Genomic DNA, 17,298 nt, shown 5'->3' with positions numbered 1-17,298 from the left:
ATCAGACATTTGTCCGCTCCCTTTCTTTTTATCTATTTTTTCAAAAAAACAGCTAATTTAGCATTTTTGCAGATTATTAATTTACAGGCAATGACAAATTACAAATTGTTACTGGGCGAGCGCCTTCCACTTTTCTAAGTTGTCTAGTTCCAGGCGCTAGGGACTCGAGGTCTTAAGCCAATCCAGTCAAAAGGTCAAAGAACGACCTTCCGTCTGGCTCGTCTTAAGCTTGTCGTCCCTGGGCGAGCGCCTTCCACTTTTCTAAGTTGTCTAGTTCCAGCGCCTAGCCCCTCGAGGTCATAAGCCAATCCAGTCAAAAGGTCAAAGAACGACCTTCCGTCTGGCTTGTCTTATGCTTGTCGGGGCTGAGCAAGGCGCTTCCACTTTTCTATTTTGTCTAGTTCCAGGCGCTAAGGACTCGAGGTCTTAAGCCAATCCAGTCCAAAGGTCAAAGAACGACCTTTCGCCTGACTTGTCTTAAGCTTGTCGTCCCTGGGCGAGCGCCTTCCACTTTTCTAAGTTGTCTAGTTCCAGCGCCTAGCCCCTCGAGGTCATAAGTCAATCCAGTCAAAAGGTCAAAGAACGACCTTCCGTCTGGCTTGTCTTATGCTTGTCGGGGCTGAGCAAGGCGCTTCCACTTTTCTGATAAGGAGTTGAGTATATGCGGTTATTTTCTGATTTGCACGATGAGGAGCTGGGTAAGATTTTTTATAAGCAGCCTGTCGATTTTAATAAGCGGTCCGATAAGGATCAGCTGGCATATGCTTTAGGTGCAACTCTTTATATGCCTGCTACAAGACCAAACATACATCAGGATTTGCTGTCGAAGAAGCATTCTGGTTTGACTTCTATGGTTATTTGTCTTGAAGATGCGATTGGTGACTGGGAAGTTGAAAGAGCTGAGAAGCTTGTTGTAGAAGAACTATTAAGACTGCAGGAAGATATGAAAAAAGGGTTTATTCAAGAAGATGATCTGCCCCTTCTTTTCATTCGTATCCGCAGCTATGAACAGCTTCTTCGGCTTATCAATCAGGCTGAGCAAGCGCTCAGTTTGCTGACTGGTATCGTTATTCCGAAATTTAATCCGGTAAATGGAACTGAAATTATTAATGAAATTCAAATGCTTCATCAAAGAGAGAATTTTAAATTGTATGTGATGCCAATTCTTGAAACTAGAGAAATCATTTATAAAGAAACAAGACTGGACGAGCTTCTTAAAATTAAAGCAGTTCTAGATGAATTTAGTGATTATGTATTAAATGTCAGAATTGGTGCAACTGATTTTTGCGGTTTATTTGGTATTCGCAGAAATACAGATACAACTATATACGATATAGCGATTATGAGAGACTGCATAACAGATATTTTGAACATTTTTTCGCGTTCAGATTCTCCATACTTAGTATCTGGTCCTGTGTGGGAGCATTTTTCCTCAAAAGAACGCAGGCTAAAGCCGCAATTAAGGCAAACGCCATTTCGCCAGCGTTATGGTCAAAAAGGGTTAGAATTAAGAACAGACTTAATTGATCAGCAAATGGATGGGTTGATAAGAGAAGTTTTAATGGATATATCCAATGGCATTATTGGAAAAACGATTATTCATCCTACACATATTAAAGCGGTCCAAGCATTAAATACCGTCTCCTGCGAAGAATATTTAGATGCAAAAATGATCTTAGAACAGGCAGATGGTCAAAAAGGAGTTTTAAAGAGTTCATACAGTAACAAAATGAACGAAATAAAACCTCACTATTACTGGGCAGAGAAAACGATCAAAAAATCATTAATATACGGGGTGCTGCATGAGGACTACACATACATCGACATTCTTGAGTCAACCATACACGCAAAACATTCTGAATCAGTTAAATATTGATATTACAATTACAAACAATCCATATTCACTTAAACCTGAAGATTTATTTGAGATGGCAGCAAGAATAAATAAAAAACGTTCATTTTTATTTGTCAGTAAGGTGCTGGGGAAGCATATTCCGATCTCTCCATCCGCTGGGTTAGTGTGTGGTGCTTTACTTGCAGACCGTTTCTTACTAGAAGTTAAAGGTGATACGTCAGGCAAAACGGATGCCATTCTGTCTGCCTTCTTAAATCCATTGCAGCATTACGATGAAGATGCATTTGTCAGCAGCAAGTGGAATCCCGTTATTATTGGCTTTGCTGAAACGGCAACTGCACTTGGACATGCTTTTTTTAATGCTTTCACTGCAGGTGATTATTTTCACACAACACGAGAACAAATAGAAAATAAAGAATCGGTCATTAATTTTGAAGAAGAGCATTCGCATGCGACCTCACATCGAACTTATATCGAGAAGGATATGATCGACAATAATAGAGAAATCATTCTTGTGGATGATGAAATTACGACTGGGAAAACAGCCATAAATATCATTAAATCAATTCATCAGCAGTTCCCTCGTAGCCAGTATACGGTTGTATCTATTTTGGATTGGCGGACTGCAGAGCATAAAAAAGAGTTTGAACTGCTGGAAAAAGAGCTGAATATCAGCATCCATTGCGTTAGTTTAATGAGCGGTATAATTAATGTGGATGGCAGCGCAAATCTGGACGGCGAGTCCGCGAAGTATGAAACAGAGAGACAAGAAGGAACTTATCATTTTATTAATATACAAAGCATTCTTCCAAATAGGCTCAAATCCATTCCTTCCGCTTCCTTAGCAGAAAAAAGTTCTCCTTCTTATCTGCAGGCAACTGGAAGATTTGGTTTGTCAGCTCACAGCAATAAATCTAATTTTCCTGCATTCCGGGAAATTGGTGCTTATTTAGAATCACTGCGAGCAGGAAGCAGATCATTAGTACTGGGAACAGGTGAATTTATGTATCTGCCGATGAAAATGGCTTCCTATATGGGGGAAGGTGTTTTTTATCACAGTACAACTCGCAGTCCCATTTTCCCATGCCATAAAGAAGGATATGGAGCGAAAAATGCTTTTATGTTTCCAAACCCTCAGGATCAAAGCATTATGAATTATGTCTATAACATAGAACCAGGAAATTACGATGATATATTTCTATTTTTTGAAAGGGAAGTGCCTAAGAAGCAGCTCCTTCCGTTTCTTGAATTGTTAAGTTCAGCTGTGCCAGATATAAAAGTCGTATTTTTAAACGGGGAGGAAGACAAATGAAGCATGTAAAGGAAGAACAGAAATTCGGTTCTTATGATTCTGATGACGTTATATTCTTACTTAAAGACTTAAGTGATTACAAGCTCGAAGGACCTGCCGAGCAGCGTGAAAAAAATATACAGTCTGGCCAGCATTATAGCGAAAGTCTGCCCATTGAATATCAGCCGCCAGACTCCTATATGAACCTGTTCTTAGAAACACTTGAAACATACAAGCGAAAAGTTGCTCTAAGTACTGGTGTTGTGACTGAACAGGTTTATCTGAAAAAGGGAAAAGATGTTGTATTAGTATCCCTTGCAAGAGCGGGTACACCTGTCGGAATCCTTATGAAAAGGTATTTAAAACAAAAATACCAATTAAACATTCCGCATTATAGTATTTCAATTATTCGTGACAGAGGAATTGATGAAAATGCTTTGCATTATATACTCAAGACTCATCCGGACAAGGAAATTCAGTTTGTAGACGGGTGGACAGGAAAAGGTGCAATTTCCATTGAACTGACAAAGTCCTGCCAGCAGTTTCAAGCCAAGTATGGCATTACTTTGGATGATACATTAGCAGTTATAGCTGATCCTGGTCACTGTACAACTCTTTATGGAACAAGAGAGGACTTTTTGATTCCGAGTGCTTGTCTTAATTCAACCGTATCAGGCTTAGTCAGCAGAACAGTTCTTAATGACCATTATATTGGGCCGGAGGATTTCCATGGGGCGAAATATTATGATGAATTAAGCAGTGCAGATGTATCAAATGACTATATTTCTGTAATCACTGCACAGTATGAACATATATTTAATGAAGCCTATGAAAAAGCTTCGAAAATAGTGGAGCAGCAGCCTGATGTAACATTTAGCGGAATGGCTAGTGTGAAACGCATTCAAGATGAATTTGGGATTGATTCCTCTCACTTTGTTAAACCAGGTGTTGGCGAAACCACACGTGTATTATTAAGACGTGTTCCGTGGAAAATTCTTGTAAAAGACCAAAACAGCCCGTTTATTCGCCATATAAAAATGCTTGCTGAAGAAAGAGGAGTAGAAATGGTTGAATATCGTGACATGGATTACACATGCTGTGGATTAATTAAGAAGGTTGAACAATAATGATAAATCTGTTTGCGTCCGACTTAGATCGTACATTAATTTATTCAAAACGCGCTTTGCAATCTTTTTCTCAGGATCATCTATCTGATCTTGTACCAGTGGAAAGAAAAGATGAAAGTGATGTTGCATTTATGACAGGACGTTCTTTTGCTATGTTAAAGGAATTGGCAGAATCACTCATGTTTGTTCCTGTTACGACAAGAACGTATGAACAATACAAGAGAATTTTTATATTTTCAGAGGATATTAAAGTCAATTATGCTGTAACAGCAAATGGAGCTAATATTCATTACAAAGGGCAGGAACTGCTGGAGTGGAAAGATGTGCTAAAAGCTCGACTTGGTCAAGATTGTACACTATACCAGGATATGATTGATAAGGTATCCTGCTTATCCATACAAGGGAATCTGAAAAAAGCAGAGAACTTGTTCTTCTATTATATTTTAGATTCAGTATCTGATCAGATTAATATAGAAGAAATAAGCAAATTTGCTTTTGAGCATGGCTGGAGAATTTCGCTTCAGGGTAAGAAGCTGTATTTTATGCCGAATCCGATTTGTAAAGGAGAGGCTCTGAAATTCATTCAAGAGCGTGAAATGATCGATCATATGATTGGCGCTGGTGATTCAATCTTAGATTATGATTTTTTGCGACATTGTCAGGAAGCACTTGTTCCGAATCATGGAGAACTGGTGCAGCGTCCTGAAATTAAGGAGCTTTCTTGCAAGATTACTAAAAACAAAGGAGTTTGGGCAGGGGAAGAGATGCTTGATACTGTGATTAAAACAGTTAATATCCCAATCTAATCCCCTGGCTGCTCCTTCAGCCATAAAGTTAGCAAGCTATAGAGAATTACCCCAAAAACATATGAACTCACAAAGATGATGAATCCGATAAAAATAGAACCGTGTGCTTCAAAAGTCAGCATGGTTAGAAGAAATGACCAGAAGATTAAATCAAGGAATACAAAATATCCAGAACTTAATACTTTATTTAATATCTCTATATCGATTTGCTGGATGTTTCGAGTGTATTTTTTTGTATCAAGGAACAATCTCATGCCTTTTCACCTTTTTCTCGCTTATTTACCAAATCATATGCGGAACATAGGCAAAGGGTGAAAGCTAACAGGAATTTCTGCTGTACTATATACGTAGAGCAGATTTTTTTAACATATAAAATTGAAACTTTTTCTCAGAAACTTCGTATATATACGTAATCATTTAGATTAAAAGAATATATATGATATGATGTAGTTATACATATGTAAATCATTTTACTTCTTTCGCTCTGGAGAGGGGAAGGTTCAGTTATGAATAACGAATATAATCAAATACAACCAATAGTCACAACCGTTGCGGCTGAGAACTGGTTAGAAACACTAAAGAAACAGACAAATAACAGGCCATCTTATCATTTGAACAATGGCTTATTGCAAATTGGCCAGGTAGTTGTTCGAATATTGGGTGTAAAAATGGATGAAGATGAGTATTACAATGAACTTTTCTCACTTGTAAACGAACAAAATATTCGTTTTATCTTACTTAGTGAAGAGCATTTGGATAAAACAATTGATAACAATCATTTTCAATCCATTCAAAAGATAATCAATATAAATAACGAGCAAAATTTATCAGTCAACCGCTTTGTTGCCTTTTTAGATGGTGAACAGCTTTTAATTAAATCTGAGAACGGTGCCATTCATCGTAAAATACGCGAGGCAATGATTGAGGTGCTTAAGCAATTTACTGCGAATGAAAAAGATGGGTTGAAAAATGCAGAATTAAGGCGAGTACTTGTAGACTTGGTTAAATGGTCTTTTAATCATCTTGAAAGCCAGCTTATCCAAGTCAATCCGGAAATAAGTATGCCGAAGATCCTTTGGTATGGAGAAACAGTTAAAAGCCACTATTATTTTCTATACTTTATGTTAAAGCTTGGGTGTGACATAGTTATTTACAATCCGGCTGGCAAGGATCCGCTTGCTCCGCTGGCAAGTGAGCTAACAGCTGCTTTCTTAGAAACATATGCAAATGAAAAAGATCCTGCGTCTTTTCCGACTGAAAAAAGGAGAAGGAGTGCTACCGTTGCTTACCGGGCATCCAGAGAGATTGAGAGCATTCTCAATCATGAAGGTTCAGGCTTTTATAAACCATGGCAGCTTCGTGAGTATACACCGGTATCTGTTACGCTTAAGACTACGTATGACGAGCTGTATTTATTAATGAAAGAGAAAGCGATGATCCGTCCAAATTTTGAGGTGAAGGAGGGGACAGTCAGTATTCCATCTATTTTTGCTAAAGTTCAAGGAGTAAGCAGAAATCGAAAGGAATATTGGGACCGGCTTCAGCAATTAACGTCCCTTGATCATACACTTCTTATTAAAAGGTTTCCTTTTACAAATAGCATTAACAATGATTTTCGCTATCATTTCCGAAATGCACTCGATAAATCTGGTCTTTTGGATCCAGAAAAAATGATTTCAGCTCATTACTGGAAGTATGGACATCTGCCTGCAGGTCTGCAAACTGGGATTGCGACAGCTATCCGCAATATTTGTGCTGTCCCTGCCCTAAAAGCGCAGCCGCATGAATCAGAAGAGGATATAAAAACGTATCTCTTTGCACAAAGCATGCAGATCCCTCCTAGTATGCTGAAACTTTTTCAAAAATTTGACTATTCTCAAGATGTTCCTAAAGTAGTACTGTATAATAATGAGGTAAATGGTTTTCTTGTCCGCACAGATGCAGCATTACTGCTGCTATTAAACCAATTTGGAATTGACGTTGTGATCTATAACCCTCCAGGACACAATGACATTGAAAACTTCATTGATGAAAGTTTGTATGATGTGCACTGGCTCGAGGATGTTGTTTTTGATCAAGAGTTTAAGGAGCCTTCCATTATTAAAAGTACTATTTCTAAATTGTTTAAAAAGCTATAAAGGAGCAGGATAAAGATGAATTCAATGCCTACTGATCTTGTAAAAGCAAATACAGATGATAAATTAACAGAAGCAAATGCTTCCGAAATTAAATTAGCATTAAGGCAAGACCCGGATGTCCAAAATTTAGTTCGTACGATTGATGAGAGAGACCAAATTCAAATTCTTGAATTTGGTAAAGAACCGGCAGAACAAATCTCTCGTTTTTCTGACCAAATTCTCGGCAATATGCGGACAACTAAGGTAGAGGACTCAGGAGAGCTATTAAAGCAGCTTGGCAAAGTGATGGACAAGTTTGATAAAAAAGACTTTGAAAAAACGTCTGGCGGCATCTTTGGGAAACTCTTTAAAAGAGGAGAAAAACTTGTAGAAAAGCTATTTGGAAAATACCAGACAATGGGTCAGGAAATTGATAAAATATATGTTGAAATTTCCAAATACCAAAACGAAATGGTACAATCCACAACTACGCTTGATGAAATGTATGAACAAAACTATCAATATTATCTGACATTGGAGAAGTATGCTGTTGCTGGAGAAATGAAGTCAGAAGAATTAAAGCAAAATCAGCTTCCTCAGTTAGAAAGCCGGGCCTCTGCCGGAGATCAAATGGCTTCCATGCAGTTAGATACATTAAGAAACGCGGTTGATTTGCTGGATCAAAGAGTTTATGACCTTGAAATGGCGAAGATGGTTGCTTTGCAGACGGCTCCGCAAATCCGCCTGCTGCAGCGCGGGAATACGAAATTAATTGGTAAAATTAATTCAGCGTTTGTGACCACGATTCCGATTTTTAAAAACGGCTTAATCCAGGCTGTGGCTGCGAAAAGGCAAAAGCTTGTCGCTGATTCAATGAGTGAGCTTGATCGCCGTACAAATGAAATGCTTGTTCGCAATGCACAAAACATTTCAACTCAAAGTGCGGATATTGCCCGTCTTGCTGGAGGGCCAAGCATCAAAATCGAAACAATTGAGGAATCCTGGAACATTATTATCAAAGGAATGCAGGAAACCAAATCCATTGAGGAAGAAAACAAGCGCCTTCGCGAAGAAGGAACGAAAAAGCTTGAACAGCTTCAGGACAACTTTAAAAAATTGAAACACCAAGGTTAACAATGGCCAATTAATATTAGATTCACGGCCTTAATAATGAAGCTTACTGTAAATTAGTAGATAGCTTCTATAAATGGACAAATATATAAACAATGATGAGGTGGAGAAATTATGGCAATTAATTTACAAAAAGGACAGCGTGTAGATTTAACGAAGGGGAATCCGGGTTTATCTAAAATTCTTGTTGGTCTCGGCTGGGACCCTGTACAAAACCGCGGAGGCGGCGGTTTACTGGGTTCATTATTTGGCGGAGGCGGCAGTGCAAATATTGACTGTGATGCTTCTGTTATTATGCTTGGAGAAAACGATAAGATCAAAAGCAATAATGATGTGATCTATTTTGGCAACCTGAAGAGCAAGGATGGCAGCGTTCAGCATACTGGAGATAACTTAACAGGTGATGGAGATGGAGATGATGAGCAGGTTCTTATTGATTTAACAAGAGTGCCATCGTCTATTCAAAAGCTGGTTTTTGTTGTAAACATCTACGATTGTGTAAAGCGCAAACAGCATTTCGGCATGATTCAAAACGCGTTTATTCGCATTGTTAACTCTTCAAACAATCAAGAAATGATTCACTTTAACTTAACAGATGATTATAGCGGCAAAACAAGCCTTGTTGTGGGTGAAATCTATCGTCATGGTACTGACTGGAAATTTGCTGCTGTCGGCACAGGAACAACTGCTTCCGGGTTAGCTGATGTTGTAAGAACTTATTCTTAATTGATTTACAAGTTAAATACATTTGTTTCTTGAACAGGTCAAGGGTGTGGACTCTCACATTCTTGGCCTGTTTTTATGTTGATATGCCTCATTGATTAGCATTAATTCCCACCCTTGTTTTTCCTCAATTTAATAGAATCCTATGATATAATTTTAGTATATTCTAACTATTTAGCTTGCGGATACATCCCTTATGAGTGACTTCCGAATTAAGCAGAAGGGACTACATACATGAAGAAGGTTACTATTTTTTCAATCATATTCTTTGCTTCACTCGCTTTAATGGGAAATTCCCAAGCGAAAATGAGCGGGATCCTTTTAAAGGATTACCCGGCCAGTTCCACCCTTAAAGAAAACTTAAATCTTGCATCTCCTCTAGAAATAGGAGATATCTTTATATTGCCTGAAGGACTTTTTGACGAGCAAGAAGCAGCTGCCATCATCTCTCGGGTCGACAGAATTCCTTCCTCATTATTGGCAAAAGTAAATAAGGAAGGGATTTATATTAAGCTTTTTTCAGGTAAACTGACAGATAACCCCACGGCTTCCCATTTACAAGGCATTATTCCACGCGGTTATACTAGTAATAAGACATGGGATGAGGTACCTGGAATCGGAGGAAGCCAAACAGTACTTGTTAAAATTGGCTCAAGTGAAAAAGGGCAGGGACATGGCTCTGTTAATTTAGAATTACACGAACTTGCACACTCGATCGATCGTCATGTGTATAATGGAATTCGCTATAATACTCGTTTTCTAGAAATATGGAATAAAGAAAAAGCAACATTATTCTCCGGAATGGATTACTTTTTGAATTATCCAGAAGAGTATTTTGCTGAAAGCTTTGCCATGTTTTTCGTAAATGAAGAATATCGAGCACAGCTAAAGGAAAAAGCTCCACTCACTTTTGTGTTTATAGACAACCTCAAATAAGGTGCGGTACAATATAACGAGCATAACGAGAGGTTGGGGAACACATGAAACAATATCTGCAATTGTGTGAGCATGTTTTAAATAATGGGAAAGAGAAAAGCGATCGGACTGGAACGGGAACCATCAGTACATTTGGTTATCAGATGAGATTTAATCTTCAAGAAGGTTTTCCGCTCATTACAACCAAAAAGCTGCATGTAAAGTCAATTATTCATGAATTGCTTTGGTTCTTAAATGGCGACACAAATATTCAATACCTGCAAGATAATGGTGTCCGTATTTGGAATGAGTGGGCGGATGAACACGGTGATCTTGGACCTGTTTATGGCCATCAATGGCGCTCCTGGACAGATCGCAATGGGGAAACTGTGGATCAAATTAGTGAGCTAATCCATCAGATCAAAACGAACCCTGATTCCCGCAGACTGATAGTAAATGCTTGGAATGTTGGCGATCTTCCAAAAATGGCGCTGGCACCTTGTCATTGTCTATTTCAATTTTATGTGCAGGACGGTAAACTGTCATGTCAGCTATATCAGCGCTCCGCAGATGTTTTTTTAGGAGTGCCGTTTAATATTGCATCATACGCTTTACTTACTATGATGATTGCACAAGTTTGTGATTTGGAGCCTGGTGAATTTGTACATACGTTTGGGGATGTTCATATCTATCAAAACCATCTTGAACAAGTTCGATTGCAGTTATCCAGAGAGCCTCGAGAGTTGCCAAGAATGGTTATTAACCCGGATGTAAAGGATATTTTTTCCTACAGCTATGAAGATTTTACGCTTGAAGCTTATGATCCGCACCCGCATATTAAAGGAGTTGTCAGTGTATGATATCTCTAATTTGGGCTATGGATGAGAACGGTGTGATCGGTAAAGACAACAAACTGCCATGGCATCTGCCTGAAGACTTAAAGTTCTTCAAAAGAACGACAATGGGGCGTCCTATTGTAATGGGGAGAAAAACATGGGATTCCATCGGGCGTCCGCTCCCAGGCAGAGAAAATATTGTAATTACTCGCGATCGGCAGTTTACTTGTGACGATTGTACAGTCTTTTATTCATTTGAAGAGCTATTACAATACTGCGGTAAATTAGAAGAAGTATTTGTCATTGGAGGAGCAGAGATCTTTAAGCAGATCTTACCTGCAGCTGACCGTCTTTATATCACAAAAATCCACGATGTCTTTGACGGAGACACCTATTTTCCTGAGCTAGACATCTCAGGGTGGACACTGCAATCAAGAGAACAAGGTATAAAGGATGAAAAAAATCCTTACGATTACGAATTCTTAATCTATGCAAAATAAACTAGGGGGTGAGCCTCCTGGTTTTTTTGTGTTCATTAAAAATGGCACTATACAAAAAACGAAATAATCTAAAATTTACAAATAATGCGTTGATTTACAGATTCATCATGTTATAATGAAAAAATTAAACTTGAATTTGAAACGGGGTGCCATATGAAACATAGTGCTATAAAGGAGAAGAGAGTGCAGCTGGAAGATATTTTAATTGCTTATCAGCATCTCAAAGACATTGTAGCGCATACACCGCTGCAAAAAAATGAACGGTTATCTGAAAAATATGAGTGTAATGTTTATTTGAAAAGAGAAGATTTGCAGCATGTTCGTTCCTTTAAATTAAGAGGTGCATATTATTGTATAAACTCACTGGGAGACGAGGAACGAAACGGCGGTGTTGTTTGTGCAAGTGCAGGCAACCATGCTCAAGGAGTAGCATATGCTTGTAAGCATCTTGGCATTAGCGGGAAAATCTTTATGCCTGCAACAACGCCAAGACAGAAAGTAAGTCAAGTTGAGCTTTTTGGCCGTGGAAATGTAGACATTGTTCTTGTTGGAGACACATTTGATGATGCATACGAAAAAGCGCTAGATTGTGCTAAAGAAGAAAGCAGAACATTTATCCACCCGTTTAATGATGATAAAGTGATTGCTGGCCAGGGAACGGTCGCGGTTGAGATCTTAAATGACTGTGAGGTCGCACCTGATTATGTATTTGCCAGTATTGGCGGAGGTGGCCTCATGGCTGGAACATCCGCTTATATTAAGGCAATCTCTCACCATACAAAAATGATTGGTGTGGAACCGGATGGTGCTCCGGCGATGAAACAATCCTTGTTAGAACAAAAGGTTACTCCGTTACATAAAATAGACAAATTTGTTGATGGTGCCGCAGTTAAAGCTGTTGGCGACAAAACCTTTTCTATTTGCCAGGAGCTGGTAGATGATGTGGTGACAGTAGCAGAAGGAAAGGTTTGTACAACCATTTTGGAGCTTTATAACGAGCATGCGATTGTTGCCGAGCCTGCAGGAGCGCTGCCAATAGCTGCGCTTGATCTTTATAAAGATCAAATTAGAGGGAAAAATATCGTCTGTATTGTCAGCGGCGGAAACAATGATATTGGAAGAATGCAGGAAATTAAAGAACGTTCCTTACTTTATGAAGGGCTTTTGCATTATTTTATCGTTAACTTTCCACAGCGGGCAGGAGCCTTAAGAGAATTCCTTGATGAGGTTCTTGGGCCAAACGATGATATTACTAGATTTGAGTATACAAAGAAAAATAATAAAGAAAATGGTCCAGCACTAGTGGGAATTGAACTGAAAAATAAAGAAGACTATTCTGGTATGATCCAAAGAATGGATAAGAAAGGATTCTCCTATCAAGAAATTAATAATGATAAGAAACTGTTCCATTTACTAGTATGAAGATAAAGAAATTCATAGAAGGGGCTTGGACATAAGTATTTAACACACCCATAGAATCGAATGGTTAGGAAGTCGGCTTTCTAATCATTCGTTTTTTTATGATTATTAAATTTTTTAGTAACATAAGTGAAATGGAGCGGAGGACACTCTACTCCTGAGGGAAATAGAGGAAAAGGTGAGACCCCGCAGGCGTGCCGAGGAGGCTCAGCTTCCTCCCCTCGGAAAGCGAGTGTCCGCAGCGTAATGGAACGGACTTGTTTGAAACGCCAAACCAAGATATGAAATATTAGTCCTTTTAGAATTTAATTTTGTTTTTCCCGCTCTACCTAATGTGTTTGAAATTAGATCCAAATACATGTCTGTGATTTTTATTGCAATCCTATATTATTATTGTTAATGTGTATATAATATGAATTTTTAGCTATCCTCTACACAATAGCCTAAATTAGTAATATAATGAAGACAGATTTACAAGACATATTAAGGAGATGTTTATATGTTATCAAACATCGGTGTACCTGGGCTAATTTTAATTTTAGTACTGGCTTTGATTATATTTGGTCCGAAAAAGCTTCCGGAAATTGGCCGTGCATTTGGTCAAACCTTACGTGAGTTTAAAAAATCGACTCGTGAATTAACAAGCGATGTTATGGAAGAATTCGAAGACGATAAGAATAAAAAAACTGTTAAATAAGGTGTGAGATTCATTCTTACACTTTTTCTTTTTGGATCAGTGAGTGGATTTATGATGCACTCACTTTTCCTTGCCTCTGGGCATGTAAATTGAGACAGGCAGGGGAAGATTATGGAAGATAAAGAATTAAATATAATAGATCACTTGGATGAACTTAGAAAAAGACTTATCTATACAGTTGTCGCGTTCTTTGCTTTTTTTATTTTAGGTTTTATCTATGTGGAAGAGATCTATAAATGGGTTGTTCGTGATTTAGATGTTAAACTGATTGTATTGGGTCCTAGTGACATTATTTGGGTATATTTCACACTAGCTGGTGTTGTGGCTCTTGCTGGAACCATTCCAGTCTTAGCTGCACAGATTTGGATGTTTGTTAAACCGGCTTTAACGCCAATTGAACGAAAAGTCTCGCTTTCTTATATTCCAGCATTGTTCATTTTGTTTATTGTGGGACTTTGTTTTGGTTACTTTGTTATTTTCCCGACAGTATTAGGTTTCCTTGTTGAACTTGGAGAAGGCATGATGGTAACAAACTTTACGGCTGATAAATATTTCCGCTTTATTATGCATATGACATTGCCTTTTGGTGTATTGTTTGAACTGCCTGTAGTAGCTATGTTTCTTACAACACTTGGGATTATAAATCCATATGTGCTGCAGAAAATTAGAAAATATGCATATTTTGTACTTGTTGTCATCTCTGTAGTGATTTCGCCGCCAGACTTTATATCAGATATTTTAGTGACAATTCCTTTGTTATTCTTGTATGAAGTCAGTATTAACCTCTCTAAGATTGTATATAAGAGAAAGCTCAAGAAAGAGAAAGAGTGGGAAGAACTGCAAGGTACCGAAGAAGTTATTGATTAGTTGGCATTTTTACAAAGATGGCTAATACCTTGTTGTAATTATAATTATTTGCATGCAAAAATCGACAATTTTCAATAGAGTTTTAGGGTATAATGATGTTAAACGGGTGAAAAAGAGGATTGATAATTTGTTATTCAAAAGCCTAGTGTTCAAAAATGCTGTTGGGCAGAAGGTTAAGATCATCGATATTCCTGTTCTAGACAAAAATAATCCGAATTACTTTCTAGTTCAGGCGCGTTTGCAGATTTATATGAATCAAATTTATGCTTCAGCAGAAGATAGACCATTTTATTCCTTTAAAGAATATATGAAGAGAATGACAAAATGGACGATCTATGAAGAAGTCTATCAATCGCCGCAATTACTGAATAATGCCTAAAAATGAAGAGAGCTTGGACTAAGAATTCAACTCAGTGATATTTGCGAATGATTAGAAGATACACTTTCTGGTCATTCGTTTTTTATTGGAGCTTATAAAAAATACTAATTTTTAAGCTTAATTCAGATCGCTTACTTCCATCGGAGTGCGGAGGTTATGCAGCTAATAGAGCGGACTATTATGACATCTGAATGGAATGCAGTGATTATTCGTGTTTATTATGACTGTCATGCCACTTATTTTTTTGCCCACTAGTACGAACAGGGAAATAAACAAGAAAGACTCAAGAAACATATTGTTTTAAGAAGCTAAAAAAATGGTAAGGAATATAATATAAATATTTTTCCTTTATTGAGTAAGCATGAGTGGAATTGAAATTACAATCCGCTTATAAAATGTGTGTGCAAACTTTATTAAATTAAAGTTTAATAGGTATTGTATTGATGATATTGCTTTTCTTCATATATGTAAAATTGTATAATGAAATGGAATTGTTATAGCAGGGACGTGAATTCGTGAATAAAGTCAAAATTGTTACAGACTCTACAGTTGATTTGCAAGATGAAATTTTACAAAAATATGATATTGAAGTTGTTCCATTGTCCATTCATATTAATGGAGAGACATATTTAGACCGAAAAGATATTACACCGGTTGAATTTATGAAAAAGATGAAAGAATCTAACGAGCTGCCAAAAAGTTCACAGCCTCCAGCAGGTGTTTTCTTAGAATTGTATGACCGCTTGACTGATGAGGGGTATGATATTATTTCCATTCATATGACTGGCGGGATGAGCGGCACAGTGCAATCTGCAGAAAGTGCAGCCAGTATGGCAAAAGGCAATGTTAAAGTTATTGATTCCCGATATATTTCTAAAGCGCTTGCATTCCAAGTGATTGAAGGTGCTAAAATGGCTATGAACGGAAGCTCTGTTGAGGAAATATGTTCAACACTTGATGATATTAGAGCGAAAACAAAATTATTTGTTGTCGTAGATACGCTTGAAAACTTAGTCAAGGGCGGAAGGATAGGAAAAGGTAAAGCATTATTAGGTTCTCTTTTAAATATAAAGCCAATTGCATCACTTGAGGGTGGTGTTTACACACCAGTAGCCAAAGTGCGAAGCCATGCACAAATTGTAAAGTATTTAGCTAATCAATTTGCAGAAGATGCTAAAGGGAAAACCATTAAAAGTGTAGGCCTTGTTCATGCTGAGGGCTTTGAATTAGCATCTAAGCTAAAAGCAGCAATTGGAGATCTGACTGGATATACAGATATTTCAATTGAAGATACAACGCCAATTGTCAGTACGCACACTGGTGCAGGAGCTATAGGATTTATGTATTATCTGGATTAAAGAGTTAAACAGCGGGGAAAATCTCTGCTGTTTTTTTATGTATTGCCTTTTTACAAATCATCCTTATGTTTTTCCTCGCATTAGAATTAAACATTTCGTTAATAAATCCTGTAGGAAAATATCACTGTTTTTCTAATGATACTGTTAAATATTTCTATTTCTTTTCATAATGAATATTACTATAGTAGGGGGTGAAAAAGTGAAGGTTAAAAATATCCTGCTATTTAGTGATTTTGGAATTGATGACATGGTTGCAGCTGCATTTGCGGTCTTTAACGAGGAAGTAAATGTTGTAGGCATTGTTGCTGATTATGGGAATGTTTCTAAAGAAAAAGCACTGCAAAATGCCGCCTATTTGCGGGATCTTACCGGTCTGACTGAAATCCCTGTATTTGGAGGAGCTGGCCTGCCGCTAACTGGAGATATCCCTGAATTTTATCCAGAGATTCACGGTCTAAGCGGATTAGGGCCAATTCTTAATGATGTTGTAGTAGATGTTGATTTTTTTGAGAATTTTGATGAGATCAAAAGAATTATTGAACAATATGAAAATGATATTCTAATTGTAAACATCGGCCGATTATCCTCTCTAGCCACTGCATTTATTTTATACCCCAATTTATTAAAACAAGTATCCGATATATATATTATGGGTGGAGCATTTTTTGTGCCTGGCAATGTAACCCCTGTAGCCGAAGCCAATATTTATGGCGATCCGTATGCTGCCAATATCGTTTTATCACATGCACCAAAAAAGGTATATATTATTCCGCTGGATGTCACAATGTCCGCTATTTTAACGCCCGCCCTTGTGGATCGGCTTCATGAACATTTTATTGAAACAGGCAATCAATTTGGCCAGCTCCTAAAACCGATGATTGACTATTATTATGAATTCTATCAAAAACAGTTTGCTGATATATCCGGAAGTCCCATGCATGACTTACTAACTTTTTGGGCAATTATGGAGGAATCTGCAATTGAATATATTGAAGCGCCAGTCAAAGTAGTGGTCGATAAGGGAGTCGCATTTGGTCAAACAATTGGAGATTTTAGAAAATTGTCAGCAGAGAAAAAAGAGAATTATCAAGTCCATTATATTGCTGTCAAATTTGATTATAGACAATTCATCGAGACGTTCTATCGTGTCATGACAAACCCTGTTGAAAGGGAGTCATAACTACTGCGTTCACAACTTTGTCATATTCTTTTCTTTCTTCTTTCATGGAGGTTTGCTAGAATGAAACTTGAACTTTAGTGAAGCAGGTGAAAGAAGT

Annotated in this window: 17 protein-coding genes; 16 read left to right on the top strand and 1 reads right to left on the bottom strand. The window is 37.7% G+C overall.

Annotated elements, in window-relative coordinates:
• Window positions 1-661: 661 nt before the first annotated feature.
• Genes J1899_RS13635 through J1899_RS13620 form a run of 4 tightly spaced genes read left to right on the top strand, consistent with a single transcriptional unit; the run spans window position 662 to window position 5,079 of the window.
• Window positions 662-1,876: an HpcH/HpaI aldolase/citrate lyase family protein gene (locus J1899_RS13635; RefSeq protein ID WP_214474516.1), complete on the top strand. Its 1,215-nt coding sequence runs from the start codon at window positions 662-664 to the stop codon at window positions 1,874-1,876.
• A complete protein-coding gene (locus J1899_RS13630; protein ID WP_214474514.1) occupies window positions 1,803-3,167 on the top strand; it encodes a phosphoribosyltransferase family protein in 1,365 nt (454 codons plus the stop codon). Before J1899_RS13635 ends, J1899_RS13630 begins: the two co-directional genes overlap by 74 nt.
• On the top strand, window positions 3,164-4,273 hold the full coding sequence (locus tag J1899_RS13625) for a cysteine protease StiP family protein (protein ID WP_214474511.1): 1,110 nt from the start codon (window positions 3,164-3,166) through the stop codon (window positions 4,271-4,273). Before J1899_RS13630 ends, J1899_RS13625 begins: the two co-directional genes overlap by 4 nt.
• Window positions 4,273-5,079, top strand: coding sequence for an HAD family hydrolase (locus J1899_RS13620; protein WP_246586487.1), 807 nt, complete (start codon window positions 4,273-4,275; stop codon window positions 5,077-5,079). The genes J1899_RS13625 and J1899_RS13620 overlap by 1 nt, the downstream gene beginning before the upstream one ends.
• On the opposite strand, the gene J1899_RS13615 is transcribed toward J1899_RS13620, so the two are convergent.
• Window positions 5,076-5,333 (bottom strand): hypothetical protein, encoded by a 258-nt coding sequence (locus J1899_RS13615; RefSeq protein ID WP_066444451.1) that lies wholly within the window; start codon window positions 5,331-5,333, stop codon window positions 5,076-5,078. The genes J1899_RS13620 and J1899_RS13615 overlap by 4 nt on opposite strands.
• 252 nt (window positions 5,334-5,585) lie before the next feature.
• On the opposite strand from J1899_RS13615, the gene J1899_RS13610 reads away from it, so the two are divergent.
• The 12 genes from J1899_RS13610 (at window position 5,586) to J1899_RS13555 (ending at window position 17,201) form a co-directional block, all read left to right on the top strand.
• Complete coding sequence (locus tag J1899_RS13610; RefSeq protein WP_214474509.1) at window positions 5,586-7,217, top strand: YceG family protein; 1,632 nt, start codon at window positions 5,586-5,588, stop codon at window positions 7,215-7,217.
• 15 nt (window positions 7,218-7,232) lie between these two features.
• The gene (locus tag J1899_RS13605) at window positions 7,233-8,330 is read left to right on the top strand and encodes a toxic anion resistance protein (protein ID WP_066444455.1); all 1,098 of its coding nucleotides are present in this window, start codon (window positions 7,233-7,235) and stop codon (window positions 8,328-8,330) included.
• A gap of 111 nt (window positions 8,331-8,441) precedes the next feature.
• The gene (locus J1899_RS13600; RefSeq protein ID WP_066444459.1) at window positions 8,442-9,053 is read left to right on the top strand and encodes a TerD family protein; all 612 of its coding nucleotides are present in this window, start codon (window positions 8,442-8,444) and stop codon (window positions 9,051-9,053) included.
• 231 nt (window positions 9,054-9,284) lie between these two features.
• Window positions 9,285-9,986: an anthrax toxin lethal factor-related metalloendopeptidase gene (locus J1899_RS13595; RefSeq protein ID WP_214474507.1), complete on the top strand. Its 702-nt coding sequence runs from the start codon at window positions 9,285-9,287 to the stop codon at window positions 9,984-9,986.
• 44 nt (window positions 9,987-10,030) lie between these two features.
• Window positions 10,031-10,825, top strand: coding sequence for a thymidylate synthase (locus tag J1899_RS13590; protein ID WP_214474505.1), 795 nt, complete (start codon window positions 10,031-10,033; stop codon window positions 10,823-10,825).
• Entirely contained in the window at window positions 10,822-11,301 is a 480-nt protein-coding gene (locus J1899_RS13585; protein WP_066444469.1) for a dihydrofolate reductase, read from the top strand. The genes J1899_RS13590 and J1899_RS13585 overlap by 4 nt, the downstream gene beginning before the upstream one ends.
• A gap of 153 nt (window positions 11,302-11,454) precedes the next feature.
• A complete protein-coding gene (ilvA, locus tag J1899_RS13580) occupies window positions 11,455-12,723 on the top strand; it encodes a threonine ammonia-lyase IlvA (RefSeq protein WP_066444476.1) in 1,269 nt (422 codons plus the stop codon).
• Window positions 12,724-13,219: 496 nt separating this feature from the next.
• Window positions 13,220-13,417 (top strand): twin-arginine translocase TatA/TatE family subunit, encoded by a 198-nt coding sequence (locus J1899_RS13575; RefSeq protein WP_066444484.1) that lies wholly within the window; start codon window positions 13,220-13,222, stop codon window positions 13,415-13,417.
• A 111-nt stretch (window positions 13,418-13,528) separates the two neighbouring features.
• Window positions 13,529-14,284 carry a twin-arginine translocase subunit TatC gene (gene tatC / locus J1899_RS13570; protein WP_066444485.1) on the top strand — a complete coding sequence of 252 codons (756 nt, stop codon included), beginning with the start codon at window positions 13,529-13,531 and terminating at the stop codon, window positions 14,282-14,284.
• Between the two features lie 127 nt (window positions 14,285-14,411).
• Window positions 14,412-14,663: a DUF2535 family protein gene (locus J1899_RS13565; RefSeq protein ID WP_214474503.1), complete on the top strand. Its 252-nt coding sequence runs from the start codon at window positions 14,412-14,414 to the stop codon at window positions 14,661-14,663.
• A 515-nt stretch (window positions 14,664-15,178) separates the two neighbouring features.
• Complete coding sequence (locus J1899_RS13560; RefSeq protein ID WP_214474501.1) at window positions 15,179-16,021, top strand: DegV family protein; 843 nt, start codon at window positions 15,179-15,181, stop codon at window positions 16,019-16,021.
• Window positions 16,022-16,220: 199 nt separating this feature from the next.
• Entirely contained in the window at window positions 16,221-17,201 is a 981-nt protein-coding gene (locus tag J1899_RS13555) for a nucleoside hydrolase (protein WP_214474499.1), read from the top strand.
• The last annotated feature ends 97 nt before the right edge of the window (window positions 17,202-17,298 follow it).

It is taken from the genome of Cytobacillus gottheilii, from assembly GCF_018582665.1.
In the GTDB taxonomy this organism is placed as follows: domain Bacteria; phylum Bacillota; class Bacilli; order Bacillales; family Cytobacillaceae; genus Cytobacillus; species Cytobacillus gottheilii.
The sequence above is the reverse complement of the archived record's forward strand: the minus strand, read 5'-3'. Positions and strand labels throughout refer to the sequence as shown.